General features: G+C 41.8%; 25 protein-coding genes. 14 read left to right on the top strand and 11 right to left on the bottom strand.

All coding sequences use genetic code 11. The features are described from left to right. The first annotated feature begins 1 nt into the window (after window position 1). From C0V70_RS12415 to C0V70_RS12390, 6 genes are all read left to right on the top strand, one after another. Entirely contained in the window at window positions 2-3,208 is a 3,207-nt protein-coding gene (locus C0V70_RS12415) for an efflux RND transporter permease subunit (RefSeq protein ID WP_102244183.1), read from the top strand. Window positions 3,209-3,210: 2 nt separating this feature from the next. Next, a complete protein-coding gene (locus C0V70_RS12410) occupies window positions 3,211-3,831 on the top strand; it encodes a TetR/AcrR family transcriptional regulator (RefSeq protein WP_102244182.1) in 621 nt (206 codons plus the stop codon). A gap of 3 nt (window positions 3,832-3,834) precedes the next feature. After that, window positions 3,835-4,356 (top strand): glutathione peroxidase, encoded by a 522-nt coding sequence (locus tag C0V70_RS12405; protein WP_102244181.1) that lies wholly within the window; start codon window positions 3,835-3,837, stop codon window positions 4,354-4,356. A gap of 83 nt (window positions 4,357-4,439) precedes the next feature. Next, the gene (locus C0V70_RS12400) at window positions 4,440-5,072 is read left to right on the top strand and encodes a glutathione binding-like protein (protein ID WP_102244180.1); all 633 of its coding nucleotides are present in this window, start codon (window positions 4,440-4,442) and stop codon (window positions 5,070-5,072) included. Beyond that, entirely contained in the window at window positions 5,072-5,911 is an 840-nt protein-coding gene (locus C0V70_RS12395; RefSeq protein ID WP_102244179.1) for an aldo/keto reductase, read from the top strand. Before C0V70_RS12400 ends, C0V70_RS12395 begins: the two co-directional genes overlap by 1 nt. Before the next feature lie 6 nt (window positions 5,912-5,917). Further along, window positions 5,918-6,799 carry a pirin family protein gene (locus C0V70_RS12390; RefSeq protein ID WP_102244178.1) on the top strand — a complete coding sequence of 294 codons (882 nt, stop codon included), beginning with the start codon at window positions 5,918-5,920 and terminating at the stop codon, window positions 6,797-6,799. Between the two features lie 5 nt (window positions 6,800-6,804). Here the strand turns inward: C0V70_RS12390 and C0V70_RS12385 are convergent, their stop codons facing one another. After that, the gene (locus tag C0V70_RS12385) at window positions 6,805-7,689 is read right to left on the bottom strand and encodes a LysR family transcriptional regulator (protein WP_102244177.1); all 885 of its coding nucleotides are present in this window, start codon (window positions 7,687-7,689) and stop codon (window positions 6,805-6,807) included. A 107-nt stretch (window positions 7,690-7,796) separates the two neighbouring features. Between C0V70_RS12385 and C0V70_RS12380 the strand changes: the two genes are divergently transcribed. Together C0V70_RS12380 and C0V70_RS12375 are read left to right on the top strand one after the other, a co-directional pair. Further along, window positions 7,797-8,678: an SDR family oxidoreductase gene (locus C0V70_RS12380; protein WP_102244176.1), complete on the top strand. Its 882-nt coding sequence runs from the start codon at window positions 7,797-7,799 to the stop codon at window positions 8,676-8,678. A gap of 19 nt (window positions 8,679-8,697) precedes the next feature. Next, complete coding sequence (locus tag C0V70_RS12375) at window positions 8,698-9,330, top strand: MOSC domain-containing protein (protein WP_133566613.1); 633 nt, start codon at window positions 8,698-8,700, stop codon at window positions 9,328-9,330. Here C0V70_RS12375 and C0V70_RS12370 read toward each other — a convergent pair. After that, complete coding sequence (locus C0V70_RS12370) at window positions 9,327-10,823, bottom strand: ATP-binding response regulator (protein WP_158649670.1); 1,497 nt, start codon at window positions 10,821-10,823, stop codon at window positions 9,327-9,329. The genes C0V70_RS12375 and C0V70_RS12370 overlap by 4 nt on opposite strands. A 321-nt stretch (window positions 10,824-11,144) precedes the next feature. After that, on the bottom strand, window positions 11,145-12,575 hold the full coding sequence (locus C0V70_RS12365) for a DNA-3-methyladenine glycosylase 2 family protein (protein WP_102244173.1): 1,431 nt from the start codon (window positions 12,573-12,575) through the stop codon (window positions 11,145-11,147). Between the two features lie 146 nt (window positions 12,576-12,721). On the opposite strand from C0V70_RS12365, the gene C0V70_RS12360 reads away from it, so the two are divergent. Next, the gene (locus tag C0V70_RS12360; protein ID WP_158649669.1) at window positions 12,722-13,555 is read left to right on the top strand and encodes a rhomboid family intramembrane serine protease; all 834 of its coding nucleotides are present in this window, start codon (window positions 12,722-12,724) and stop codon (window positions 13,553-13,555) included. On the opposite strand, the gene C0V70_RS12355 is transcribed toward C0V70_RS12360, so the two are convergent. Then, a complete protein-coding gene (locus C0V70_RS12355) occupies window positions 13,518-13,967 on the bottom strand; it encodes an LEA/WHy family protein (protein ID WP_102244171.1) in 450 nt (149 codons plus the stop codon). The genes C0V70_RS12360 and C0V70_RS12355 overlap by 38 nt on opposite strands. Window positions 13,968-14,158: 191 nt before the next feature. Between C0V70_RS12355 and C0V70_RS12350 the strand changes: the two genes are divergently transcribed. Further along, a complete protein-coding gene (locus C0V70_RS12350) occupies window positions 14,159-14,911 on the top strand; it encodes a GAF domain-containing protein (RefSeq protein ID WP_158649668.1) in 753 nt (250 codons plus the stop codon). On the opposite strand, the gene C0V70_RS19290 is transcribed toward C0V70_RS12350, so the two are convergent. Next, entirely contained in the window at window positions 14,898-15,032 is a 135-nt protein-coding gene (locus tag C0V70_RS19290; RefSeq protein WP_272868936.1) for a hypothetical protein, read from the bottom strand. The two genes, C0V70_RS12350 and C0V70_RS19290, sit on opposite strands and share 14 nt — an antisense overlap. A 123-nt stretch (window positions 15,033-15,155) precedes the next feature. Between C0V70_RS19290 and C0V70_RS12345 the strand changes: the two genes are divergently transcribed. Further along, window positions 15,156-15,890, top strand: coding sequence for a helix-turn-helix domain-containing protein (locus C0V70_RS12345; protein ID WP_158649667.1), 735 nt, complete (start codon window positions 15,156-15,158; stop codon window positions 15,888-15,890). 135 nt (window positions 15,891-16,025) lie between these two features. Then, window positions 16,026-17,705: a sensor histidine kinase gene (locus C0V70_RS12340; RefSeq protein ID WP_102244168.1), complete on the top strand. Its 1,680-nt coding sequence runs from the start codon at window positions 16,026-16,028 to the stop codon at window positions 17,703-17,705. On the opposite strand, the gene C0V70_RS12335 is transcribed toward C0V70_RS12340, so the two are convergent. Genes C0V70_RS12335 through C0V70_RS12325 form a run of 3 tightly spaced genes read right to left on the bottom strand, consistent with a single transcriptional unit; the run spans window position 17,684 to window position 21,399 of the window. Next, entirely contained in the window at window positions 17,684-19,219 is a 1,536-nt protein-coding gene (locus tag C0V70_RS12335; protein ID WP_102244167.1) for an SDR family NAD(P)-dependent oxidoreductase, read from the bottom strand. The genes C0V70_RS12340 and C0V70_RS12335 overlap by 22 nt on opposite strands. A gap of 44 nt (window positions 19,220-19,263) precedes the next feature. Then, window positions 19,264-20,097, bottom strand: a complete 834-nt coding sequence (locus C0V70_RS12330) for an alpha/beta fold hydrolase (RefSeq protein WP_102244166.1) — start codon at window positions 20,095-20,097, stop codon at window positions 19,264-19,266. Between the two features lie 21 nt (window positions 20,098-20,118). Beyond that, on the bottom strand, window positions 20,119-21,399 hold the full coding sequence (locus C0V70_RS12325) for an acetyl-CoA C-acetyltransferase (protein ID WP_102244165.1): 1,281 nt from the start codon (window positions 21,397-21,399) through the stop codon (window positions 20,119-20,121). A gap of 63 nt (window positions 21,400-21,462) precedes the next feature. Between C0V70_RS12325 and C0V70_RS12320 the strand changes: the two genes are divergently transcribed. Both C0V70_RS12320 and C0V70_RS12315 read left to right on the top strand, forming a co-directional pair. Further along, window positions 21,463-22,038: a TetR/AcrR family transcriptional regulator gene (locus tag C0V70_RS12320; RefSeq protein WP_102244164.1), complete on the top strand. Its 576-nt coding sequence runs from the start codon at window positions 21,463-21,465 to the stop codon at window positions 22,036-22,038. Then, window positions 22,028-22,264 carry a VF530 family protein gene (locus tag C0V70_RS12315; RefSeq protein ID WP_102244163.1) on the top strand — a complete coding sequence of 79 codons (237 nt, stop codon included), beginning with the start codon at window positions 22,028-22,030 and terminating at the stop codon, window positions 22,262-22,264. The genes C0V70_RS12320 and C0V70_RS12315 overlap by 11 nt, the downstream gene beginning before the upstream one ends. Here the strand turns inward: C0V70_RS12315 and msrB are convergent. The 3 genes from msrB to C0V70_RS12300 all read right to left on the bottom strand — a co-directional run bounded on the left by msrB (window position 22,228) and on the right by C0V70_RS12300 (window position 25,362). Then, the gene (msrB, locus tag C0V70_RS12310; RefSeq protein WP_166637334.1) at window positions 22,228-22,743 is read right to left on the bottom strand and encodes a peptide-methionine (R)-S-oxide reductase MsrB; all 516 of its coding nucleotides are present in this window, start codon (window positions 22,741-22,743) and stop codon (window positions 22,228-22,230) included. The two genes, C0V70_RS12315 and msrB, sit on opposite strands and share 37 nt — an antisense overlap. 70 nt (window positions 22,744-22,813) lie before the next feature. Then, on the bottom strand, window positions 22,814-24,259 hold the full coding sequence (locus C0V70_RS12305; RefSeq protein ID WP_102244161.1) for a hypothetical protein: 1,446 nt from the start codon (window positions 24,257-24,259) through the stop codon (window positions 22,814-22,816). 56 nt (window positions 24,260-24,315) lie between these two features. Then, on the bottom strand, window positions 24,316-25,362 hold the full coding sequence (locus tag C0V70_RS12300; RefSeq protein ID WP_102244160.1) for a mechanosensitive ion channel family protein: 1,047 nt from the start codon (window positions 25,360-25,362) through the stop codon (window positions 24,316-24,318). Window positions 25,363-25,367: the final 5 nt, after the last annotated feature.

The following is a 25,367-nucleotide window of genomic DNA, read 5'->3' as shown; positions in this document are numbered from 1 at the left end:
TATGAGTTTAGCTAACGTATCCATCAAAAGACCCATATTCATCACCTGTGTGATTATCGGTATTCTGGTTGGGGGGATCGCTGCCTTCAAATCAATGTCGGTAGATTTATTCCCGGACGTATCAATTCCGGTTGTTACGGTTCAAACTGTTTATCAGGGAGCGGGACCTCAAGAGATTGAAACACTGGTTTCAAAACCGCTTGAAGATGAGATTGCTTCAATCTCTGGTATTAAACGTCTTAAATCAAGAAACCTTGAAGGGGTTTCTATCCTTATTATCGAATTTAACGACGATAAAGATTCAAAAGTTGCTGAGCAGGAAGTTCGCGATAAAGTAAACATCGCTAAAGCTGATCTTCCTGATGAAGTAGAAGACCCGATCATTAAAAAATTCGACCCGGCCGATACTCCAATTGTTTACCTTTCACTTACAGCGGAAGGTTTAGGTGATGGTGAACTTTTCGACTTAGCTGATAGAACCATTAAGCCTCGCCTTGAGCAGGTAGATAACGTTGGTGCGGTTGAAATTATCGGTGGTAGAAAAAGAGAAATCCACGTTCTCCTAGATAGAAATAAACTTAAATCAAGAGAGATCTCAGTTTCTCAGGTTGCTTCTCAAGTTGGAGCAATGGGAGAAAACATCCCGGCAGGTAAAGTTTCTCGCGGAGAAAAAGAACTTGTATTTAGAGGTGTAGGGGAATTTTCAAACGTTCCGGAAGTGGCCGATACACTAGTTAACCTTTATGGTAACGAAGTTCCAACTCGCGTTGCTGATTTAGGTATTGTTAAAGATACACTTGAAGATGAGACATCTCGTTCTTACTTAGGTGACAAGAGAGTACTAACTCTGCAAGTTTACCGTCAGGCGGGATCAAACACACTTAAGGTAGCTCAAGAGATTAAGAAAAAGGCAGAAGCGATCAACGCAGAATTTAAAAATGCGAAGAACGCACCAAAACTTGATATCATTGTCGACTCATCTATTAAGATTGAAGACAACGTTAATGACGTTTATGAAACCATCATCATTGGTATCATCCTGACAGTTATCACCGTATTCTTCTTCTTAGGATCAGTGAGATCGACGCTTATTACAGCACTTTCTCTACCCGTTTCACTTATTGGTGCTTTCGTTCTTATTGGTGCAGCAGGATTTACAATTAACATCGTAACTCTTCTTGCCCTGACTCTGGCGGTAGGTCTTTTAATTGACGATGCCATCGTAGTTATCGAGAACGTGTATCGTTTCATGGAAAAAGGTTACGACTCTAAAGAAGCTGCTCAAAAGGCGACAGCTGAAATCCAGATGGCCGTTATTGCGATCACTCTGGTTGTTATGGCGGTATTCGTACCAGTTGCCATGATGTCAGGGACCATCGGTCAGTTCCTTAAATCTTTCGGTTTAACGGTAGCTTTCTCTATGGCGATTTCACTTTTTGTTGCTCTTACAATCATCCCGATGCTCGCTGCTTATTTCGGGGGAGAGCACCACGATATTAAACACATTCCTGCAAACCCTGGTGTTTATGACAAAACTCTTGGCCGAATGGTCAGAGGATTTGACCGTTTCCAGACATGGTTAGAAAACATTTACGAAAAGTTCGTAACATTCACCCTGAAGTCGCCACTGGCCACAATTGGTGTAACGTTATTTGTTTTCTTATTCTCTTTCTATGTCGCAGGATTCCTTCCAGGGGAATTCGTTCCTGATGATGACTCTGGTGAATTGAACATCACGCTTGAGCTAGCTCCAGGGACAAATATTGATGAGACAGCAAGAGTGGCAAAAGAAATTAAAGATATTGTTCAAAAGAACGACATCGTAGACTTCGTTCTTTATACTGCCGGTAACGAAAACGGAGAGGTTAACAAAGCGACTTACGTCGTAAAACTGAAACACGACAGACATGGAATCAAAACAGAAGATTTCAGAAATACTCTTCGTGAGCAGTTGGTTGCTTATAGAGAAGTTGCCAACCCGATTGTTAAGAAATTCGATACATCGGGATTAGGGCGTCAACCAGTTATTCTAAACATCACTTCTCCAAACGCACAGGCGTTGGAGAGAAGTGCGATGAAAGTTTTCGATGCCATGAAAAAAGACCCGCGCCTAGTTGACGTTGACTCTAACTACCGCACAGGTAAACCAGAGCTTCAGGTAAAAGTTAAACCAGGTAAAGCAAAAGAATACGGTATCAACACTAAAACTCTCGGGGCTGAACTAAGAGCTCAGGTCGAAGGGGCGACTCCGGCAGTCTTCCGTGAAAATGGTCAAGAGTACGATGTTCGTGTTCGTCTTTTAGATGATCAGCGTGACTTAAAGAAACTTTATAACCAGGTTTATGTTCCAAACATCAACCACCGCTTAGTTAAACTCTCTGATATCGCTAACGGAGTTGAGACAACAGGTCCGGCGTCGATTGAAAGGATGAACCGCGGACGTTTCATTGAGCTTTCTTCCGGGTTAAAACCAGGTATTGGTCTAAACCAGGTTATGGCCGAATATATTGAAAGAATGACAAAGGGTGATTTAAAGCTTGAGGACGGTGTAAACCTGAACCTTGGTGGTGACGCCGAAGATATGGCAAAACTTATGACATCGACTATGGTGGCAGTTGGTTTTGGTATCCTGGTCATTTATTTGATTCTTTCTTCTCTGTATGAATCGTTCATCACTCCGATTACGATCATGCTTTCTCTTCCACTTGCCATCAGTGGGGCATTCTTTGGTCTGTTCTTAACTGGCAAGTCGATTAACCTGTTTGCTATTTTTGGATTCTTTATGTTGATCGGGGTTGCCGGCAAAAACGGGATTCTAATGGTCGACTTTGCGAAGGTGCTAATGGAAGAAGGGCGCGATAGATTCTCAGCGATCATCGAAGCCGGAAAGACCAGACTTCGTCCGATCCTTATGACATCGTTTGCTCTAATTGCTGGTACTCTTCCGATTGCTTACGGTCTAAACCCGGCATCGAGAACGAGAACATCAATGGGGGTGGCTATCGTAGCAGGGGTTGCTCTTTCAACAATCTTGACTCTCGTCGTACTGCCTTCGATCTTTGTTTATATCGATAGATTCAGAGTATGGGCCAATAAGCTTGGTACAAAAATGACAACGAATAAAGAAAAGAATGAACACGCTCCTAAGCATGAAGTAGCTGTTGAGACTAAGGGTGAAATAAACACAGACAACATGGTGACAAAATAACCATGAACGCAATAATGAAAAAAACAAAAGAAAATGGACGCGATCGTTTGATCGCGTCTGCTCTTAAGCTTTTTTCGGAAAAAAGTTTTCATGCTGTGTCTGTCCGCGAAATCTGTGATGATGCCCATGCTAACCCCAGCTTGATTTCTTTTCACTTTGGTGGAAAGGATTCTCTCCTGGAAGTGATTTTTGAAGAAGAGCTCTTGAGTTCAAGTTTTCAGGACATGGTGAATATCCTGACGACTCCTACATCTATCATTGATATGGAAGTAAAGCTGAGTTTGTATCTGCAGTCTTATGTTAACTTCTATCTTGAGAATAAAGAAGTCGTAAGCATTTATCTGGAAGAGCTGGAAAAAGGTCATGACCTTGCCAGAAGAATTCTTTCACAAACCTATGGAAAAATTTGGGACCGTCTACATCTTTTTATCCAAGAGGCCCAGTCCCAAAATTTTATTAAACCCGACTGGGATTCGAAAATTGTCTGTTTTCAAATCATCAGCCCATTCTTTTGTCTAATCAGGAGCAGAAGCACTAATCTACGCCGTGCTGAGTGCACACTGGATGACGGAGAATTCACCAAAAAACTAATCAAGCAAATCGTTTGTTCCATTAAGGAGTAAAATATGAAAGGGGATATCTACCAATTCGAATTAAATAACCAGGACCATGAGAAGTTTTCTCTCGAAGAATACCGAGGAAAAACTTTTATGATCGTTAACGTCACCAGCGATTGCACGATGACTTATCAGGATAAGAAGCTGGAGAAGCTCTATCAAAAATATAAAGACCAAGGTCTGCATATCCTGGCGATTCCAAGTTCAAACTTCAACACAGTGAGTGGTCAAAACTTAAAACATTACAGTTTTCCCGTGGCCGAAGAAGTTTCAGTGCGCGGAAAAAACCAACACCCATTATACGATTACCTAACTCATGAAGCGCCGGAAGCGGTAGAGCAGTTCTATAGCATCGCTAAGAAAGCTTTCATTGCACAAAAAATGGATGAGGGCATGGTTACAGACGTGTTATGGAATTACGAAAAGTTTCTCATTGGTAAAGATGGTGAAATTATTCAGCGTTTTTCTTCGGAGATTGAGCCGGATGACTCGCGCATTGCCCGTGCAATCGAAGGCCAGATTCTCTTTTAATTGTGTGTCATAATTCCTTAGTTGCTTCTTCTCGGAGCTTTGTTTAAGGTTACAAGAGTGAAATCTCTAACCAAGGACAAGGCATGATTGATTTATATTATTGGACCACTCCAAACGGTCACAAGATCACTATTTTCCTGGAAGAAGCAGGCCTTCCTTACAAACTTCATCCCGTCAATATTATGAAGAACGAGCAGTTCAATCCTGAGTTCTTAAAGATTGCTCCCAATAACCGCATTCCGGCCATTGTAGACAATAGTCCTGAAGATGGAAAAGGACCGATGTCACTTTTTGAATCAGGAGCGATTCTTTGGTACTTAGCGGAGAAAATTAAAAAGTTTGTTCCTCACGACAACCGCGCGAAGGCCGAAGTCTCAGAGTGGCTTTTTTGGCAAATGGCGGGGCTTGGGCCAATGGCCGGGCAAAACCATCACTTCAATATGTACGCGCCTGAAAAGATCCCTTATGCAATGGAGAGATACACGAAAGAGACGGCCCGTCTGTATGGTGTTCTTAATAAAAATTTAGAAGGGAAAGATTGGGTTGCGGCCGGGCAGTACACGATTGCTGACATGGCGATTTATCCATGGATTGTTCCTCATGAAAATCAAAAACAAAATTTAAACGATTTTCCTCACCTGAAAAAATGGTTTGAGAAAATGAAGGATAGAGAAGCGGTAAAAAAGGCCTACGAGATCGCTAAAGGGATTAAGTAATGAGAGTTGAGATCAGTCAAAAATTTATCACTCTCAATGATGGAATGAAAATTCCGACCATTGGATTTGGAACCTGGCGAGTGAGCGATGCGGATGCTCCTAAGATCCTAGACGAAGCCTTCGGGGCAGGTTACCGCTTGATCGATACCGCCAGCATGTATGGCAACGAAGTAGGGATTGGAAAGGCGATTAAAGAAAGCTCACTTTCACGCGAAGAAATCTTTCTTACGACTAAAGTCTGGAACTCAGAGCACGGCTACGATGCCACATTAAGAGCGATGGATAAAAGTCTTAGCAATTTAAAAATGTCTTATGTTGATCTTTATCTGATTCACTGGCCGGGAGTGAATTCAGAAAAATACATTCCAACATGGAAAGCTTTAATCAGGCTTCGAAAAGAAGGAATTGCCCGTTCTATTGGTGTTTCGAATTTTACCATTGATCATGTGGAAAGACTCATTAATGAAACTGGTGTTGTACCAGCTATTAATCAACTGGAACTTCATCCATACTTCCAACAAAAAGAATTGCGCGCTTTTCACGACAAGCATAAAATTGTGACTGAGGCCTGGAGTCCTCTGGCCCGTGGAAACCTCTTTGATGATGAAGTGATTGTCGCCTTAACGAAAAAGCACAATAAAACTCCAGCTCAGATTGTCCTTCGCTGGCATTATGAAAATGGAATCATTGCGATTCCCAAGTCTGGAAATCCTACGCGCATGCTGGAGAATCTGGATATCTTTGATTTTCATTTTGATAAAGAAGACCTGGCACAAATGGATACACTGGATAATGTTAACGGCAGGACAGGGGCCAATCCGCTGACTGCAGATTTTTAGGATAAAATGGAAAATCAAATTCAAATTGTAATCGAGTCCCGCGCAAAAGATTTGGCAGGAATGCCCATTACCAGAGTTCTTCCCTGGGTAAAAAAGCGCATGGTAGGTCCTTTTATTTTTCTGGATCACATGGGGCCGGTGCATTTTGACAAAGACCATAAACTAACAGTGAATGCCCACCCACATATCGGGCTTTCAACTCTGACTTACCTTTTTAAAGGGCGAATTCACCACAAAGACTCTATCGGATCAAGTGTGGTCATCGTTCCCGGTGAAGTCAATTGGATGACAGCTGGAAAGGGGATTTCTCACTCGGAAAAAACTCCAGTCGATGATATCGGTCACGAAAGTGATATTCACGGCCTGCAGTTTTGGGTGGCCCTTCCAGATGAACTCGAAGATATGGAGCCTTCATTTACCAACCACAAAAGTCACGAGATCCCAAAAATTAAAAAAGATGGGGCAGAGGTTTGTGTCGTAGTAGGAGAGTTTCACGGACAAAAGTCTCCGGTAAAGGCCTTTAGCCCGATGATCTTTTTAAACATCGAAGCTACAGAAGACTACACTTTTGAATATTCGGCCCCAGAGTTTGAAGTCGCTTTCTACTTAATTGAAGGAGAAGTGGACCTGGGAGAAAGAAAGTTTTCTAATCATGAAATGATCGTGCTGGAGCCTGGTTCTAATATCCGCGCTCATATTAAAAAAGGCTCGCATTGTGTACTCGTGGGAGGAGAGTCTTTTCCTCATCCGAAATATATCTGGTGGAACTTTGTTTCAAGCTCTAAAGAAAAAATGAACACGGCCAGAGACAACTGGAACTCGGGGAACTTCCCTCAAGTGCCAGGTGAGACAGAAAAGATCATGGCCCCAACTGATAAAATTCTTTAGTCGACCTAGTCCTCGCGCGGCGGATGTTTTAGGCACCACTCAATAAAGCTTTGAGTTTTGGGAGAAACAAAACGCTGTGGAGGATAGACAAAACTCACCGTCACAAAGGCCTTCCAGGTCCATTTAGGAAGAATCTTAACGAGCTTTTTATTTTTTTCTTCCTGCACACAAAGATAATCAGGAATCAGACCTATTCCCATACTTTCTAAAGTAAAACTTTTAGCCGTTTGCATATCATCAACGGTGATAACTCCTTCAGGATAAACTTCGACATTGTCTTTGCCGTTAGTTAAAAGCAGAGGATTAAAAGCAGAGGAGAATTTTACAAAAGGGAATTTTTTTAGCTCTTTGGGATTTGTCGGCATTCCATATTTTTTTATAAAAGGGGCAGTGGCCCAGAGACTTCCTTTGAGGTCAGTGAATTTTCTGGCAATAAGACTTGAGTCTTTAAGTTGCCCGAGCCTAAAAGCGAGATCAACTCCTTCAGCGACTAAATCGACAACACGATTGGTGAGAATGAGTTCAATATTCATTTTAGGATGAGCGGCAAGATAAGACTTCACATAATAGGGAAGAAAAGAGTGCCCGATATCCGGGACTGTGGTGATGCGAAGAGTGCCTGTTAGCTCAACTTTAACATTGGCCAGTTCATTTTCTCCGGCCTCAATTTCTTCCAGCGCTTTTAGGCAACGCTGGTAATAGGCCGAGCCGGCCTCAGTGACACTGAGTTTTCTCGTCGTCCGATGAATGAGAGTTGTCCCAAGTCTTCTTTCCAAGGCCTGGATTTTTCCGCTTACGGTAGTGGTAGGCATTCCCATCAATTTGGCCGCTCCACTAAAGCTGCCAGCTTGAACGACTTTTACAAAAATTTCAATTCCATCTAAACTCATAAAAATGATTGTACGGTTATCCGTATAATTATTCCAGATAATACTGACTAATCAGTATTCTTTTTTAAGCCTATCATGATCTTAGGAAATTAACCTAAGGAGTGTATATGTCTAAGAAATTACTTGTTACCGGCGCTTCAGGAAAACTAGGACAATTGGTTTTGGAGAACCTGATTAAGCGTGGAGAAAAAAATATCATTGCTACTAGCCGTAAAATTGAGAAGCTTGCTGCTTTTGCCACCAAAGGCGTCGACGTGCGAAGTGCAGACTTTGAGAAAACAGAAACGCTGGACGCTGCTTTTAAAGGAGCTGAGAGACTTCTTATTATCAGTACCGATGCTATCGGTTCGCGTGTTGAGCAACATAAAAATGCCATTGCCGCAGCTAAAAAAGCAGGTGTTCGTCATATTGTTTATACATCATGGCCTAAGGCCGATACTTCGGTGGCCTTTGTTTCAAAAGAACACATTGAAACAGAAAAGCTGATTAAAGAAAGTGGTCTGACTTATACGATTTTAAGAAACTATCCTTATGCTCAAAACATTTTCTATGCTATTCCACAGGCCCTTGAAATGGGAACACTTTATGGAACAGCAGGCAAAGGGGGAGTGGCCTACGTGACAAGAGAAGATTGTGCCGAGGCTGCAGCAGGCGCCTTAATTCAAAAAAATGAAAAAAATGAAATTTACGACATTAGTGGAAAAGACGTGATCGATTACGAAGAGCTGGTGAAGCTTGTCAGTGAAGTGAGTGGAAAACCACTTAAGTATGTCGATATCCCAGAAGCGGATTTAAAGGCAGCGCTTTTAAAATCAGGACTCCCGGAAATTTGGGCCGATGTATTTGTTACATTTGATCTGTCATATAAAAATGGTGACACAAAAACTGCAACTGATGCAGTCCTGAAACTTTCAGGTCATGAACCCAAAGGGTTTAAGGAATTCTTAATTGAGAATAAAGCGGCCCTTTTTAGTGCCCAAGCTCATTAAAAAACACTACACTTTATCTATGAAAATTTTAACTATTCAAATCGGTAAAGTAAAAAAAGTTGAGCATAGAGGAAGGCCCGTGGAAACGGGCTTTTTTAAAGAGCAAGTCAAAGGACCTTTGAAGCTTTTATCGCTTAAATTAGAGGGTGATGAGCAGGCCGATCTCAAAGTTCACGGCGGCCTAGATAAAGCGCTTTATGCCTATCCTTATGATTCCTACATTGAATGGAAGAAATTTCGCCCGGAACACACCTATGAACCAGGGGCCTTTGGTGAAAACCTGTGCATGGAAACTTTAGATGAGAAAAGTATTTATATCGGAAGCATTTACCGATTAGGTGAAGCAGAAGTTCAGGTCACACAACCGCGCTTTCCTTGTTTTAAATTAGGGATAAAGTTTAACGACCCTTCAATGATCAAAAGTTTTATGAGCTTTGGTCGCCCCGGAGTTTACTTCCGGGTGCTCAAAGAAGGGATGATCAAAGAAGGTGACACGTTAGAGTTGTTAGAGCAGGATCAGATTCGTTTTTCAATCACTGAGTTTATTGAATTGTACTTCAGCGATAAAAAAGACATCGAGCGGGTGAAAGAAATTTTGACCATCCCATCCTTAAACCACGAGTGGCGTGCTCAATTTGAACGCATGATTTAAACGTTTTCGATGGCCTCAACCAGATAGGTAAAGTCGATAGGCTTAGTCACGTGATCAAAAAAACCGGCGTTTTTTGTTTTTAGTCTGTCTTCGGGCATCGCATGTGCCGTCAGGGCGATTACTGGAGTTTCCACTTCCATCGATCGCAGTTTCTCGATGACCTGAAAGCCATTCATCATTGGCATTTCGATATCCATAAGAATGACGTCATAATGTTTTTCTTTAATTTTATAAAGGGCTTCATTTCCATCTGAGGCCACATCAGCATCGCCGCCGTATGAACTTAAAAAGAGCTTAATGATTTCCAGGTTGTCGATAGAGTCATCGACAATCAGGATTGATTTGGATTTAAGCGACCTGTCGGTTTTCTGAACCTGTTTAGGTTTGTTGGAGGTTCTAAGACTAGGGTAATCAGTAAAGCTGATTCCAAAAGTGCTTCCAAGTGTAAATTCTGAATGAACAAGTTCCACGTCGCCTCCTAAGGCTTCGGCAATTTTTCGCGAAAGAATAAGGCCTAAACCTGTACCAGTACGCGCTCTGCTTTGGCATTTATCCGCCTGGACATAAGGCTGGAAAATGCGTGAAGCTTCTTCTTCATTCATTCCCATACCAGTGTCTTGAATTAATATTTTTAATTGATTTTTTTGTTGTCCTTTTTCCACTTTAATCGTGATGCCACCTTCATCAGTGAACTTCACGGCATTTCCAACCAGGTTGATAAGCACCTGCTGAAGTCTACCTGGATCGCTGGTGACATTGTCGATGAAAAGGTGATTGGGTTCATAAGTGAGGAAGATATCTTTTTTTAAGCACTCGGCATGAAAGAGCTCAATGACTTCTGCAATCAAAAGATCCAGATCAAATGTCCTCATCTGGATATCGATTCTTCCGGCCTCAACTTTAGAGAGGTCGAGGATATCGTTAATTAAATGGTGAAGGTTTTTTCCATTTTTTAATATGATATCCAGGTATCTTTGACGGTCGTCTTCTGAGACGTCATCTTTTTGTAAAAACTCAGCAAACCCCAGGATTGCTCCAAGAGGAGTCCTGATTTCATGACTGATGTCTGCGATAAATTGAGTTTTTAGTTTGAGGGCCTTAAGGGCCATGCTTTGTGATTGTTTTAGAGCTTCTTCGCGATCTTTCTTTTTAGTCAGGTCTCGGGTGATCACTGAGAAGCCGATGTGGGCACCTTGAGAGTCGTCGAGCCTGCTGATGACAAAGTTGGCCCAAAAGGATGTTCCATTTTTTCTTACCCTCCAGCCTTCTTCTTCGATTCGTCCAAAACTAAAGGCCTGTTTTAAATCGTGCTCTGGATGATTTTTTTCGATATCATCCATCGTGTAAAAGCGGGCGATATGGGTTTTTATAGCTTCACTGTGCTTGAGTCCCATCAATCTCTCAGCTCCGCTGTTAGAAGAAAGGATAATTCCTTTGGTGTCGAGAATATAGACGGCGTGATCGACCATTGAATCAATAGTCAATTTCGACATCTTGTATGAATTGGTTAATTCTCCATTAAATTGCATTCTCGTGTGCACCTTTAAAGTCGATCAAGTTTTTTTGCGTATAAAGATTTCTCACACAACCATATGTTTTCAAACTCAATATTGTATTAAGAAGATTCAAGACGTTTTCAAGTGTTCCACAGGGGACATGAGGTCTAAAGGTAAGCAAAAAGATACTTGATGATATCTTAATATTGAATGACCAATTCGCGGTTATCGCAGAAGATTTTTTTGTGATTATTTGTGAATGAGGATTCTGTTAGGATAAGAAAACTATCATTAGCCTTACAAAGCATTTAATAAATTTTACTTTAAGCTGGTTTTCAAGAGGGATTTTCCGTATTCGCGCCAGAGAATATGTGTGAGATAGGCCTTGGAAGATGACCATTCTTCTTCCTGGGCCAGACCCGATTCAATGGCACGGGCGATGATCAGGTCTTTTTTTGGATAGGCGTTAGTGTCTCCCATACATCTCATAGCGATCATTTCTACTGTCCATGGACCGATGCCCTTGATTGCGAGCAGTTTTTTTCTGGTCTCTTCGAGATCAGAGGTTTTTGAGATCACTATTTCTGTACTTTCCACCAGGCGAGAGAGTTCTCTAATGGCATTGGCCTTATGGCGAGTCATCCCTAATTCTTCAAGCCTTGCCTCTTTTAAAAGAGCAGGAGTCGGGAAGAGGTAGACATCTTTGGGGTCTGCTTTTTTAGAAATTTTTTTCCCGTATTTTAAAACCAGCTCCTTCATTTTTGCTTTGGCCTGGACCGTAGAGACTAGTTGGCCCAGTATAATAGAGACTGCGGTTTCATAATTATCAAAGGCCCCAGGAATCCTGATTCCATTGGCGTTCAGAGCTTTGCTTTTTGGCAGATCGTTGGGATTGTGTTCAATATCAAAGAGCGATTTTAAGCTGCTTATTAAAGAGCGCACCATGATCAAAGGGATATTGGTCAATTCCAGCTTGAGCTTTGATTGACGGGCCTCATAACTCACTTTAAGTGTCCCATAACCTTTGCCATGGGGGATATAGCGTAGGAAATAATCCGGGTGAACTTCTTCCAGCCCATAGGTTTCGTGTCGTCCTAAAAAGGCCATAAGAGAGGTCCAGTCATACGGGGCCCTGATTGCAAGGTGTAGGATGATTTGGTCTTTAGGTATTTTTTCCGCATGCTCTTTTCTTAAATCACTTGGTGCCAGAGAGTAGAATTCTTTAAAGGCTTCATTAAAGCGACGGACAGATTTAAAACCAGCGGCAAGAGCAATCTCTGCGAGTGGGCTTTGAGTCTCCATGACTAATAAGCGGGCAAAGTGTAATTTTTTTGTAGTTATAATTTCAATCGGAGAAGCTCCCAAGTGTTCTTCAAAAAGTCTTCTAAGGTGTCGGTCGCTCATTCCCAACTTTTCAGCGAGAGTTTGTACACTAAGTTCTTCATCTGAAGACGCAGTGATGGCCTCGTCAATTAAGCGCAAAGCTCTTCCCACGCTAACAGTCGTTCCTTCCAGAAGTTTACTTCCTGGAGCAAGATCGGGATGACAGCGCTTGCACGGCCTGTAGCCCGCCTTTTCTGCCTCTGAAGCACTTTTAAAGATCACAATGTTTTCTGGTTTTGGCCTTGCTGGACAGACAGGACGGCAATAAATGTGAGTTGTTTTCACTCCGAAGTAAAATCGTCCATCGTAACGAGGGTCACGGCGCTGGATGATTTTCTTATAGTCTTTTTGAGATAAGTCCGTCATGTGCTTTATTATATTATGGACACACAAATGTTACTAGCGGTTTTCGGACGCAAGCACGATCTGGTATCTGCTAAGTAACTGCAAAAAAAGAAAAAAAATAATTCACTTACCCTTGCACTGAAAAAAAACAACTCCATCTTATGGTCATGGAAGTTAAAACCTATATTAAAGAAAACTGGCTGACGAAAAATCCAAAGAGAGACGGTCTTAATCCAACTCTTCTTTTAATGTCACTATTGCTGGCAACCAGCTTCATTTACATCAACGACTTCTTCAATGCCCCTCTTTGGATGTCGGCCACGGGTGAGCAAGTTTTCACAAAACATGAGTGGTGGCGTGCCTGGACTACACTTTTCGCGCACGCTGATCTCTCACACATTTTAGGAAATCTTTTTTTATTTTTTCCGTTCTCATATTTTTTGATCGCGTATTTTGGTTTTTCTTTTTTTCCATTTTTTGGTTTTTTTGCCGGAGGTCTTGTTAACCTCGTTGTCCTTTCAACTATGCCCGCCCATGTCTCTTTGGTTGGTGTTTCGGGTGTGGTGAACTGGATGGGGGGAGCATGGCTTGCTCTTTCATGGTTAGTTGACAGGCGAGAATCAAAAGGAAGAAGAGTGCTCAAAGTGATTGCTGTCACTATTGTTCTTTTTGTACCCGATAGTTTCAAACCAGAGGTGAGTTATCTTAGCCACTTCTTAGGATATTTCGCTGGTATCTTCAGCGCGATGCTTTTTTATTTTATTAATAGAAAGAGTATTCTGGCAGAAGAGGTCGTGGAGGAAATTCCGGAAGAAGACGGCCACATCTGGGGTGATGAATATATGCTTTTTGATGAGCCTCGCTTGGAAGAGTGGGGCCATCATCAAGGAGAGAGTCCAAAAGAAGCTCTGGATAACAAAAAAGGCGAGATCATCGTTTATAAGTATGAAGAGCTCACACCTGCTAGAGATCCGAAGATTTTAAAGTCCCAGTATCATTAAAAGGAATAGTGAAAGGTCCTATTTCTGCACTTCCTTGAATCTTGTAAGGCATGCCTTCTTTTTTGATAAAGAGCACGGCCGAATCTAAAATATCTTTATAGGCCAGCTTCAGAGGAAGAGAGACCAGGGTTTTTGTTTTGGATTTGACCAAAACTTTTTTTGTATAAGTTCCGGTGGTGATAGTTTTTGAATTGATATCCAGAGTATATTTTAAATTTTTGACATCAAAATCGATATTGTTTGGATTTTCTACTTCCAGGACTACGTCCAGGTCTAGGTTAAGAAAAGAAAGGTTTGTAATCCTTACGTCTTGAAGCTCAACTTTGGGTGGCTCAACAATCTTCTTTAAGCTGGAACAGCCAAAAAACGTTATCACCATAGGCAGAATGAAAAATAGGGTCTTTAGTCTCATAAAATCCTCAAGATATATTCTCTGACATCCGTAGGCAAATCAAGGATTTTTCGTGCTTACCTATTCCAACATAAATTTATTCTAAAGATTTATTTCTACTCTTTATAAAGATGAAAAATGATAGTTCAATAGTACCAATATGCCTATGTGAATAGTTTTTTTTATTGATGCGAGCCAGGAGTTCTTGGGCAATGAATACTATGCAATCAGATTATTTAATGGATGTGATTTTGAAATTATCGCGCACTAGAAGTGTGCAAGCAATTATTGAGATCATTAGGCATGCAGGCAGAAAACTTACCGCCGCAGATGGCGCTACATTTATTCTAAAAGATGTTGATAAGTGTTATTACGTTGATGAAGATGCCATTGGTCCTTTATGGAAGGGAAAACGTTTTCCTATAGAAGATTGTATCAGTGGTTGGGCCATGCTCAATAAGAGCCACACGGTGATTAAGGATATTTATAAAGATCCACGCATTCCTATTAATACCTACAGCCCGACATTTGTTAAAAGCTTGGTGATGGTTCCTATTAATGTGGACAGTCCTATCGGAGCTATTGGGAATTACTGGGCGGCAGAGCACGAAGCGAGTGAAGAGGAAGTCGATTTGTTAAAATTCCTGGCCGAAGTCACAGCGATTGCTATTCAGAATGTGGAAATTCTCGATCAATTAGAGAATTCCTTAAGTGCTTCTCACGAACAAAAACGCGAAAACGATGAATACATGAGTATTGTCGCCAACGAACTCAAGTCCTCTAAAAATTATCGCCTGGCCATCTCTAACGAAATAGACCGTTTAAGTTCGCTTATCAATGGTCAGATTAACGAACTTAAACAGAATGAAGGGCAGTTAAAGAAAATCATTTACGAAATCTCACTCAAACAGCTCAATGAGATGGATGGTCTTTTAAGGGACTTTTTACAAGTTAAAAGATTGTAAAAGCACAGCTTAAATTTCTCTCTCTTCTGAGCTCTTGTTCCAGCTCAAAATCCATTTGTTCTTTAAAACTGTAAAACTTGCAGTTGCCGTCTAGTAATTTTTTCAAGAATTGTTCTAGCATAGATCTCCTCCTGTTAAAGGCATCATCGCCCTTTTTAGGACTTTTCTCAATACTCTTGAGTAAAGTATTACAATGTGATACTTTTAGCCTAAGCGTGGAAGTCTTTTACAAAGGAGAGTGCCAGTGTCTCAGATTGATCAGTTCCTCAATGCTCTTAAGCGAGCGCTGAAGGCCAAAAATATTATTTATAAAGATCTTGCTCAGTCTCTTGATCTCAGTGAGTCCAGTGTAAAACGCATTCTTGCTGATAAATCTATTAGCCTTGAGAGGATTGAAGAAATTTGCCGTGCTTGTGATTTAAGTTTCGCTGAGATTTGCAAGAACGCTAATTTTGAAGAGGAGATTTCAGGGCACACACTTTCAAAAGAACATGAAAAAGTATTGGCAGAAAATCCGAGACTTCTACATTATTTCATTATGCTCAATGATGGGATGACTCCACAGAAGATAGAAAGAGAATTTGATATTTCGGCGAACGAATCTAAAAAACATTTACTTCTTCTGGATAAAATCAATCTCATTGAACTTCACCCGCGCGATCGAGTGAAGTTAAAAAATAAAGCGGGGACTTTGCGTTTTCGCCGTGATGGTGCCGTGGGGAGAACTCTGTTCTTGCAGACGAAAAATAATTTTCTTAATTATGATTTTAATGAAGAAGGTGATTACATTCGTTTCTCTACCAATTCTTTCGGGCCGGTTTCTTTAGCTAAGTTTAAGAAGAAATTCGATAAGCTTGTCGCTGAGATCCAGGAAGAGTCGCGCGTTGTAGAAAAAGATGACAATGAGGCCCACGATATTGGGATACTCCTGGCGATGAGACCATGGAAATACCCTCTTGAGGCGATTAAAAAGAAATAAAATCTTGCACGGCATGCAGACGAAGCAATTAATCCGCGGTCGTTTGATTACCTTATTTTATCTTTTTGCATTTGTAGAAAATGATTCTGTGATAACATTTTTCATTATTAGCAATAATGATGGAATCAGTGCTCTTTGAAAGAAATTAGTCGGTTATTAAAAAAATCCCAATACAAAAGAATCATTTTCCTCTTTTGTTTTGTCTCAGCTCTTTTGCTCATTGGAGTGGCCGTCGAACTCGGCCTTTCGTATTTTTATGAAATCAAAAGGGCCCGCTCTGATGCAGACAATTTAAATCAGGCCTTTCAGACTCAGATTGAAAGTACTTTTAAAAAAGTTGATATGGTACTCTTAAACACGATTGAGTTGTTGAAGAGTCGCAATTCAATTGAAGACTGGAAGACAGAAGATTTATCAAAAATCCTGATCGAAAAAAAACGTTTCATTCCTGAAGCTCAAAATGTTTTTGTTGTCGGAAAGGATGGGCGTGATAGAGTTCGCTTTAAAATTAACAGCAAATTCAATCTAGGGGACCGGGATTATTTCTACAAGCAATTTTCCAGTGTTGAAAATAAGCTTGTTTTCTCTAAACCACTAGTAAGCCGTGAGACTGGCCGCTTAGTTATTATATTAAGCCGCAAGATCCTGGATAAAAACAATCAGTTTGCTGGAATCGTGGCCGCAGGTGTGCCTCTAATTTATTTCAGCAAGTTTTATTCTGAACTTAACTTACTTCCTGATTCGGCCATTACTATCAATGGCATCGACAATCTTCTTTATTCTCGTTATCCATGGGTCGAAAAGTTTATAGGTTTTCCTCTGCAAAATCAGGATATGATCCGTGAATTGTTTTATCATAATAAGCGCGCTGTTTTTGCTGAGAGAAAATCGCGCATTGATGGAGTGACTCGCATCACCAGTGCAAGACGTGTCGGTGATTATGATTTTTTTGTTATAACGGCCCTCTCAAAAAGCCAGTACATGGCGGGATGGTACACGAAGTGCGCAATCTACATCATCAGCTTTATTGTTCTTTTCGTTTTCGCTTTAAATTTTTTAATCCGCTCGCTTAAGGCCTTAAATGACCTGGAAGAGCAAAGAAAAGTGGCCGTGCAAAACGCCAAACTTACTTCGTTGGGAGAGATGGCCGGAGGGATTGCCCATGAGATTAACAATCCGTTGGCGATTATTTCTGGTCGAGTGAATTTGATGATAAAGAGTATCGATTCAAATCAATATGACCCTGAAGCATTTAAAACATCTTTGGATAAGATTGGACAAACGACAGAGCGAATCGCCAAGATTGTTAAAAGTCTTAAGGCCTTTTCTCGCACTAATGAGCAAGACCCTTTTGTTCCGACTCAGGTCAAGGATGTGATCGAGCATACGATTGAAATTTGCCGAGAGAAATTCAGGACCAGTCCGGTCTCGTTAAAAATCGATTCGATCCCAGATGTGCAGATCAATTGCCGCGAGTCCCAGATCGTTCAGGTGGTTTTAAATCTTTTAAGTAATGCTTTTGATGCCGTTGAGAAACTGGACGAGAAATGGATTGAAGTGAAATTTGAAATGATTGGCTCTGAAAAAATTTTGATAAAAGTCATCGACAGCGGAATGGGAATTCCAGACAGCGTTGCCAACAATATCATGCAGCCGTTTTTTACCACGAAGGAGGTAGGGAAGGGAACGGGCCTTGGGCTTTCGATCTCTAAGGGGATTATCGAAGATCATAACGGGAAGATCTACCTTGATAAGGAAGTTTCTAATACGTGTTTTGTCATTGAGATGGCGATCTACCAATCAATAGGCTTATAGTCTTTTAAGAACTGCCCACACCAGTGTTTCCCTGAATTAATCCCGTCAATAAACGGGTCACAAATTCTCGCGGCCCCATCAACGATGTCTAAAGGCGGCTGGAAGTCGTGAACCTTTTGTTTGTACTCAGAGATTTGTGCCGGGTCTTCATCAGTCACCCAACCAGTATCAACAGCATTCATGAAAATACCGTCTTTAGCAAAGTCAGACGCTGACGTATGAGTCATCATATTAAGAGCGGCCTTCGCCATATTTGTATGCGGGTGGCGGTCTTCTTTTTTGAAACGATAGAACTTTCCTTCCATCGCTGTGACGTTAACAATATGTTTTTTACCAGTGTAATCGCGTCTCATCATGTGCACCAGGCGGTTACAAAGGATGAAAGGCGCAACAGCGTTTACTAATTGAACTTCCAGCATTTCTGGAGTTTGGATTTCTCCTAAGCGAAGTCTCCAGCTATTTGTTGTACGAAGATCAACTTGCTGAAGATCAGCATCCAGCTTTCCTTCCGGGAATACTTCTTCGGCCACAAGTGAGTTATCAAAGCTGTAAGGAACTTGAGAGAGTTCTGCCGAAGCTCTGATTCCAACTCCCGGACCTTCTCCGTGCCAGGTAACCGGCAGAGCATGTTCACTTGAAGGAGCACTTCCGTAAGTCAGTTGGTTAAGTTCCGTTTTAAAGTCCTGGTGGTTCTTTAAAAGCCTTTGAGCTTCTGGATTGATATCGTGGAAGTTCAATTGCTCTTGCTCCATTAAATGGGCGTAAAACCCCGGAGGGCGTCTTACTGTTTGAGCAGCGTTATTGATTAAGATATCCAGGCGTGGGAATTTTTGTTCGATGTAACTTGCAAAAATTTCCACAGAAGGCGAGTGGCGAAGATCCAGACCGTGAATGTGCAGCCTGTCTTTCCAGTCGTTGTAATCTTTTTCTTTGGCGTATCTCATTGCTGAATCAACGGGAAAGCGAGTCGTAGCAATAACTGTTGCTCCAGATCTAAGCATCATGAGAACGGCATGGTAACCAATTTTTAAACGCGATCCCGTGATGAGCGCAACTTGCCCTGTCAGGTCTGTAGTCTGGAAACGCTTGTGGTAGTTGAAGTCTCCACACTCCTTGCACATAGTATCGTAGAAGAAGTGAAGTTTAGTGAATTCAACCTTACACACGTAACAGTTTCTTGGGCTATCTAGTTCTGGTGCTTCTTCGTAGGCCTTGTTGCTGTCTAGTAAAAGCTGTTCAGGGGCCACGAAGACAGAGTTCTCGCGCGCACTTCTGATTCCTGTCATGGCACGCTTAAGTCTATTTTGTTCGACTAATTGTTTTTGCTTAAAGATTTTTACGTCTTTATTTCTTTTGGCGATTTCTTTTTTATCTGGTTTAGAGATTGCTCCGCATGCTTTGAATAAAGCAATTCTTTGCTCGTGACTAAGCTCTGTCAGGATTTCTGAATTGTTTGCCACATGTTCAAGTAACGAAATGCTCTCAATAACATCGCTTAAATTAAAATTTTTCATAGGGGAGAGTGTTATCACGCCCCTACCAAATAATCAATTGCGTCTTAAGGAATCGCTTTAATAAAATCGCAAACTTCCGCTATGACTTTGGGATCTTTTAGGATGCGGCGGTGGCCGAGCCCCTCTGTGATAAGGATTTTTGAGCCTTTCCATTGCTGGTGGATGCTTTCTCCGGCGGCAATGGCGACAGCATTATCGTCTTTATCGTGGACGACTAAACAGGGAAGATTCAGAGTGTTTCCGATCTCTCCGGTGATGAGTTCACTTGGTTTTAGGCCCGCAACTTTTGTAACGAGAGCAAAAAAATGCTCGAGGCCTTTGTCATTTAATCCAAAACTTTTTCCAAAGAATGTAACGACTCTTTCATAAAAGTTTGGCGTCCCGACAAGCACCATGCCTTTAACTTTAAATCCTCTCTTGGCCGCAAGGACTGAGCATCCTCCACCAAAAGAGTGAGCGATCACCGCGTGAGCTCCTTCGGGAGCTAATTCTTTTTGGGCATCAATAATAAACTTTGCGTAGTGGCCAGGGTTGGTCATTTTGTTAGGGCCATCGGGAGAAATTCCGTGCCCAGGTCCGTCGAGAGCGACAACTCTGAAACCCAGCTCAACCAGGCGGGGAGAGAAGGCCCCGATTTGAGTTCCTCTGCCATTCCATCCGTGGATGAGCATGACCAGAGGAGCAGTGGGATTGCCCCATTCAAAGGCAGCAATCCCATTTGAGAGAAGATATTTTTTAGAAGTCCCATACACCGCCATTTCCGACTCCGGGCGAGGGATTCTCGTGGGAGTGGCAAACATTTTAAGCGCAATCTTAGCGGCCAGAGCGGGAGCAAAGCTACTTAAGAAGGCGATGAGTTTTGGTAGGTGTTTTTTCATAATAACTTCTTATGGTCTGACTTATGGTCTCTCTATGATCGCCGCGACTCCCATACCACCAGCAGTACAGATTGAAATTAAGCCGCGTCCACTTCCTTTTTGTGCAAGTGCTTTAGCTAGTGAAGCGATGATTCTTCCACCTGTTGCCGCAAAAGGGTGACCTAGGGCTAAACTTCCGCCATTAACGTTAAGCTTATTTCTATCGATTGATCCCATTGGTTGATCCAGTCCCATTTTTTTACAGTACTCAGGAGACTCCCAAGCTTTTAGTGTACACAGAACTTGTCCGGCAAAGGCTTCATGGATTTCGTAAAAATCAAAATCCTGAAGTTTTAAATTATTTCTTTCTAATAGTCTTTTAACAGCAAATGTTGGTGCCATTAAAAGCCCTTCACCTTTAACGAAGTCTACTGCCGAGTACTCAGCATCAACAAAGTAGGCAAGGATAGGAAGCTTGTGTTTGTCGGCGAAATCTTCACTTCCAAGTAGAACAGCAGAAGCTCCGTCTGTTAGAGCTGTCGAGTTCCCAGCAGTCAGTGTTCCTTTTCCTGTGAAATCAAAAGCAGGTTTTAGTTTTGCTAGTTTTTCAATCGTCGTATCAGGTCTTAGTATTGAATCTTTTTTTAATCCTTTAAACTCAAATAATAAATCCTGGTGAAAGCCAGCTTCATAAGCGCGGGCCGCTTTTTGGTGAGACTCGTACGCAAGCTTGTCTTGTTCTGCTTGAGAGATTTTCCACTCCTGAACCATAAGCTCAGTATGCTGACCCATTGATAAACCTGTTTGTGGCTCCTTAACGGCCGGGAAAATAGGCAGAAGAAGTTTTGGGTTAATTTGCGAGATGATTTTAAATTTCTCAGGAATCGTTTTTGCTTTTTGCAGCTCCATCATGAGCCATGAGAATTTATGTGAGAACACGCCCTGAATGTCACTGTTAGTGTCTGTTCCACCAGCGATTCCGGCCTCAATTTGTCCTGAAGCAATTTTAAGAGCGATTTGCGCTGCTGTTTCCAACCCTGTTCCACATGCACGTTGAACATCATATCCCGGAGTGTGAGGGTGAAGGCCCGATTTTAAAACCGCTTCTCTGGTCATGTTCCAGTCTTCAGCGTTTTTCATAACAGCACCAGTAGCAACGTCACCAAGCTGCACGCCTTCTAGTTTTGTTTTTTTGACCAGGTCTTTGAGTGTGGCCGTGATGAGTTCTAGGTTCGTTGTTCTCGAGTAGTGCGAGAAAGACTTTGTAAAAGGAGTTCTTGATCCTGCGATGATAGCGACGGGTCTCATTGTTGTGGTTTTCATACTTTATCTTCCTTAAATGATTAGACTTTGACTTTTTACCTACCGGTAGGTAGAATACACCTTATGAATGCTAAAAGCAACAATACAAAGACCGAGGCCCTGAATTTAGCTAAAGAATACCTGCAAACACTGGGGTTTAACGGCTTTAGCTTTCAGACCATTGCCGACTCTCTTGGGATCAAGAAAGCGAGCCTTCATTATTACTTCTCTTCTAAAGAAGACATGGGAATAGCTTTATTGGAAGACTACGAAGAGGGGCACAAAACCTGGGCAAAAAAAGTGCAGGAGCTTCCTTCAAAAGTAAAACTGGAGAAGATGGTTAAAGGATTTTGTTCACTCTCTGCTAAACACAATATGATTTGTCCGGTAGGATCTTTTACTTCTGATTTTTATTCTGTTTCGCCGAAGATGAAAAAGAAACTTCAGCAATTTCATTTCTTAATCCGCGATTGGCTGGTAGAAACGATTGAGCAGGGAAAAAAAGAAGGAACAATTAAAAAGACAATAGATAGCACACTGGCCGCAGATTTATTTCTCACGACTCTTCAAGGCGGCGTTCAAGTCGCGCGCATTAGAGGGGAGCAGGAGAGTTTAAAGAAAATGCTCGAGGCCCTTTTGGATCAATTACATGGCAAATAACACCAATCCACTTCACGGAAAAACATTAGAGGCGATCGTTACAGAACTAGTAGAGTTCTACGGCTTCGAAGAATTGTCTCAGCTAATTGATATCAATTGTTTTAAGAGCAACCCGAGCGTGAAATCTAGCCTGACCTTCCTTAGGAAAACTCCTTGGGCAAGAACGAAAGTGGAAAATCTTTATGTCGCTTACTTACGCGAAAAAAGCCCTTCAAACTCACCGTAGCCAGACTCTTTTAATTTTTCTTTAGGGATAAATTTCATCGCAGCTGAATTCATACAGTAGCGAAGTCCTGTAGGGGCCGGGCCATCATCGAAGACGTGACCTAAGTGAGAGTTGGCGTGTTTACTTCTGACTTCGGTGCGTGCACCAAGAAATAAGCTATTTTCTTTTTTTTCAATGAGATTTTCTTTGACTAGCGGACGAGAAAAACTCGGCCAGCCTGTTCCTGAATCAAATTTATCCAGTGAACTAAAAAGCGGCTCTCCTGAAACTATGTCGACGTAGATGCCTTCTTTTTTACTATCGTGAAACTCATTTTTAAAAGGGCGCTCGGTCCCTTCTTCTTGTGTGACTTCATATTGAATGGGAGTGAGTTTCTTTTTTAGTTCTGCTTTTATAGGCATCTTAAAAGAAGAAGAGTCCCAGGCAAAAAGTGAATGTGAAAAAAGAAATGAACAAAGAATGATTGTTTTCATATTCATGATCATCTTCCAGGAAGAGGTTTAAGGCAACTTAAGCTTTATTTGTCTGGTCTTTGTCTTATCAGGGGTCTTATCGCGCAGAGTTCAGTTTCCATTCTTCAAAACTGGAAGTCTTGATTTTTTCTACTGCGGTTTTGATCATTTCGTTATCCGAAACAGTTTGCCCCATAAAGATACATTGATGGTAGATGTCAGCAGAGCTCTTTTTGTTGATGAAACTTCTAAAGTACTGCATGCGATTCATTCCCAGGTGAGTGAAGCCTTGAGAAGTGATTTCAAAAGCACAGTAAGATGACATGGCAAAAGGAAGATAAACTCCGACTCCGGTGATGGCCAGTTCGCTGACGCGGCAGTGAGAATGCAGGCTCATACGGCTATAGGCAGAGTACTTGTTAAAGAAAATTTTCCCAGCGCTATCTTCCATATGATTGGCGAGCATTTTTTCATCGAGCTTCTGCACCATGGATTCAAGTAGTTTACTTTCAATTCCACGAGGCACGTGCATCGCAAACTCAAAATCTTTTTTGTATTTTTCCAGATCGGTCTTCCCTTCATTGTCGTACGTTACGCAGTAACAGAAATGACTTTGCAGGAATTTTTTCAATGGTTCAAACTTAGAGCGATTGGCCTCAATCATCTGTCGGTCAATGAGGATGAGGTGAGGAAGCTGATAGTTGAGTTCATCTAGAAAATTATCCAGGTTGGCAAACCCACGCGCACAGTAGCGCTGGTCGAGTTTAATCATCCCTTTAATTGCTTCACGGTTGTTGACGTTTTGCTCGTAATAAACAACTTTGACCGGTTTATATTTTGAAATTTCCTGATTGCTTTCTATAAAAGCGAGCAGCTTCTTTTTATCAGCATTTGATTTTTTCGATTCAATCTTACAAAGGTACCCGTTAGCGTATTGATAATAGCGACCAATGGTGTTTTTATCGATGATCGTCAACTTGACATCTTTAATGTCCAATTCATCAAAGAGAGGATTTCTCATCTCAATCGTTTGCCCGGGATTTAAGTCCAGGTTGACTTCAATATAACACTGGGCCGCTGAAAGCCATCCGATGCGTCCGAACGTGGAGAATTCTCCATCAGCTAAAAATTCAACTGGTTTATATTCGATCACCTGAGGATCGGGTGTTTTTAAATTTAAAAACCATTTGATTAAGTTTCTAAAAAATTTAGGTGAAGGAGTGTAGCCGCGTCCGCGGTAAAGAATCTGACCTGCACCGGCGATGATTAATGATTTTTTAAACTCAAGAGAAGTATCGGCCGTCACTACGATGAACATCGTGTTTCTGGCAAAAACATGGTTTCTGATTTTTCCAATGAATTTTTCGGGTTGAATAGAGGAGTCGTCTCCGTTTAAAACAACAATGGCCGGAAGCTCTTGAAGAATGAACTGTTCACCAGCAGACGTTGTTTTTAAGTGCTTTAAGGGAAGCTCATCCTGTAAAAGAGCATTGCTCACAAACCAGAACAGCTCAGCACCTTGGTCGATTACCGCGATACTCATACCTAAATTTTAACAGTGAACCAAACCCAGGTCAAACTGCCTATAAATAGAGGGGCTTAATCGTGGTCCTCTTCCTCTCGAAAAAGGCTTAAAACCGGGGTTGCCAGTGTCAGTCTCTTGCGTTTGATAGACTCCAGGACATTGCTCACCACCAGGTCTCCCACGCGGTATTTGCGTCCGTAGTCAGTTACTGAATAAAAGACTTTCATCGACACCCACGATTCTGTCACTTCCAACACTAAAACGCGAGGCTCTGGGTCTTCAAGGATTTCAGGTACAGCTTTGATACCTTCCAAAATGGCCGCTTTTGCTTTTAAGATATCCACATCAAAGCGGAAGCGGAAGGCCTGTGAAAAACGGGCCGGTTTATTTCTGTCAGAAAAAATGAGCAACTGACTTTGAGCAATGGTCTTGTTTGGAATCACAATCAGCTCGTCACCAAAACCTAAAAGAGAGGTTGCTCTCCAGGTGATCTCCTGAATTTGTCCAACCCACTTGTCATCAGAGTTATGGACTTCAACCCAGTCTCCGAGTTGGAAAGGTCTTTCAATTTGCAAGGCCACACCGGAAAACAAGTTTCCTAATGTATCCTGAAGAGCAAGACCGAGAACGATAGTGAAGATGGCAGAAGTCGCAAGAACTGTGGCCAGGTTAAAACCAAAAACATCAGCAGCAATCCAGCTCACGACAAAGGTAGAAAAAAGTAGAGTGAAGAGATTGGCGATGAGCCTTGGAACCCCTTGACTCATATTGGCCAGGAAGAGGTAGAGGTAAACATAGATTTGAGCGCAGCGGATAAGCACCGTAACTAAAATGAGGAAAGAAACTAAACCTATGTAGTTGGCGACTTTAACAGTGAAGTAATCTGTCCATGTGGCCTGGATCAGCCCCCAGTGCAAGAGTGCAAGCACAATGGCCAACACCAGGTAGAGGCCGGTTTTCATAAAACGTCTTCTCAGTGTCGTATGTCTTTTTTCGGAAATGCGTTTTAAGAAAAGCTTATAAAAAATCCATCCAAACAAAAGAGCGACAACTAAAACAACAAATGATTCATGCTGAATGAAGTATTCAATTTTCTCAATGGGAAGCCTGACCTGATCCATGGACG

This window comes from Bacteriovorax stolpii (assembly GCF_002872415.1).
GTDB lineage: Bacteria > Bdellovibrionota > Bacteriovoracia > Bacteriovoracales > Bacteriovoracaceae > Bacteriovorax > Bacteriovorax stolpii.
The sequence above is the reverse complement of the archived record's forward strand: the minus strand, read 5'-3'. Positions and strand labels throughout refer to the sequence as shown.

Excerpts from the sequence above, each read along its gene's own strand:
- C0V70_RS12325 (WP_102244165.1), bottom strand. The coding sequence starts at position 21,399 with ATGAAAACCACAACAATGAGACCCGTCGCTATCATCGCAGGATCAAGA.
- C0V70_RS12390 (WP_102244178.1), top strand. The coding sequence starts at position 5,918 with ATGGAAAATCAAATTCAAATTGTAATCGAGTCCCGCGCAAAAGATTTG.
- C0V70_RS12370 (WP_158649670.1), bottom strand. The coding sequence starts at position 10,823 with ATGTCGAAATTGACTATTGATTCAATGGTCGATCACGCCGTCTATATT.
- C0V70_RS12415 (WP_102244183.1), top strand. The coding sequence starts at position 2 with ATGAGTTTAGCTAACGTATCCATCAAAAGACCCATATTCATCACCTGT.
- C0V70_RS12350 (WP_158649668.1), top strand. The coding sequence starts at position 14,159 with ATGAATACTATGCAATCAGATTATTTAATGGATGTGATTTTGAAATTA.
- C0V70_RS12330 (WP_102244166.1), bottom strand. The coding sequence starts at position 20,097 with ATGAAAAAACACCTACCAAAACTCATCGCCTTCTTAAGTAGCTTTGCT.
- C0V70_RS12305 (WP_102244161.1), bottom strand. The coding sequence starts at position 24,259 with ATGAGTATCGCGGTAATCGACCAAGGTGCTGAGCTGTTCTGGTTTGTG.
- C0V70_RS12365 (WP_102244173.1), bottom strand. The coding sequence starts at position 12,575 with ATGACGGACTTATCTCAAAAAGACTATAAGAAAATCATCCAGCGCCGT.
- C0V70_RS12405 (WP_102244181.1), top strand. The coding sequence starts at position 3,835 with ATGAAAGGGGATATCTACCAATTCGAATTAAATAACCAGGACCATGAG.
- msrB (WP_166637334.1), bottom strand. The coding sequence starts at position 22,743 with ATGAATATGAAAACAATCATTCTTTGTTCATTTCTTTTTTCACATTCA.
- C0V70_RS19290 (WP_272868936.1), bottom strand. The coding sequence starts at position 15,032 with ATGCTAGAACAATTCTTGAAAAAATTACTAGACGGCAACTGCAAGTTT.
- C0V70_RS12410 (WP_102244182.1), top strand. The coding sequence starts at position 3,211 with ATGAACGCAATAATGAAAAAAACAAAAGAAAATGGACGCGATCGTTTG.
- C0V70_RS12395 (WP_102244179.1), top strand. The coding sequence starts at position 5,072 with ATGAGAGTTGAGATCAGTCAAAAATTTATCACTCTCAATGATGGAATG.
- C0V70_RS12360 (WP_158649669.1), top strand. The coding sequence starts at position 12,722 with ATGGAAGTTAAAACCTATATTAAAGAAAACTGGCTGACGAAAAATCCA.
- C0V70_RS12375 (WP_133566613.1), top strand. The coding sequence starts at position 8,698 with ATGAAAATTTTAACTATTCAAATCGGTAAAGTAAAAAAAGTTGAGCAT.
- C0V70_RS12315 (WP_102244163.1), top strand. The coding sequence starts at position 22,028 with ATGGCAAATAACACCAATCCACTTCACGGAAAAACATTAGAGGCGATC.
- C0V70_RS12320 (WP_102244164.1), top strand. The coding sequence starts at position 21,463 with ATGAATGCTAAAAGCAACAATACAAAGACCGAGGCCCTGAATTTAGCT.
- C0V70_RS12355 (WP_102244171.1), bottom strand. The coding sequence starts at position 13,967 with ATGAGACTAAAGACCCTATTTTTCATTCTGCCTATGGTGATAACGTTT.
- C0V70_RS12300 (WP_102244160.1), bottom strand. The coding sequence starts at position 25,362 with ATGGATCAGGTCAGGCTTCCCATTGAGAAAATTGAATACTTCATTCAG.
- C0V70_RS12400 (WP_102244180.1), top strand. The coding sequence starts at position 4,440 with ATGATTGATTTATATTATTGGACCACTCCAAACGGTCACAAGATCACT.
- C0V70_RS12335 (WP_102244167.1), bottom strand. The coding sequence starts at position 19,219 with ATGAAAAATTTTAATTTAAGCGATGTTATTGAGAGCATTTCGTTACTT.
- C0V70_RS12385 (WP_102244177.1), bottom strand. The coding sequence starts at position 7,689 with ATGAGTTTAGATGGAATTGAAATTTTTGTAAAAGTCGTTCAAGCTGGC.
- C0V70_RS12380 (WP_102244176.1), top strand. The coding sequence starts at position 7,797 with ATGTCTAAGAAATTACTTGTTACCGGCGCTTCAGGAAAACTAGGACAA.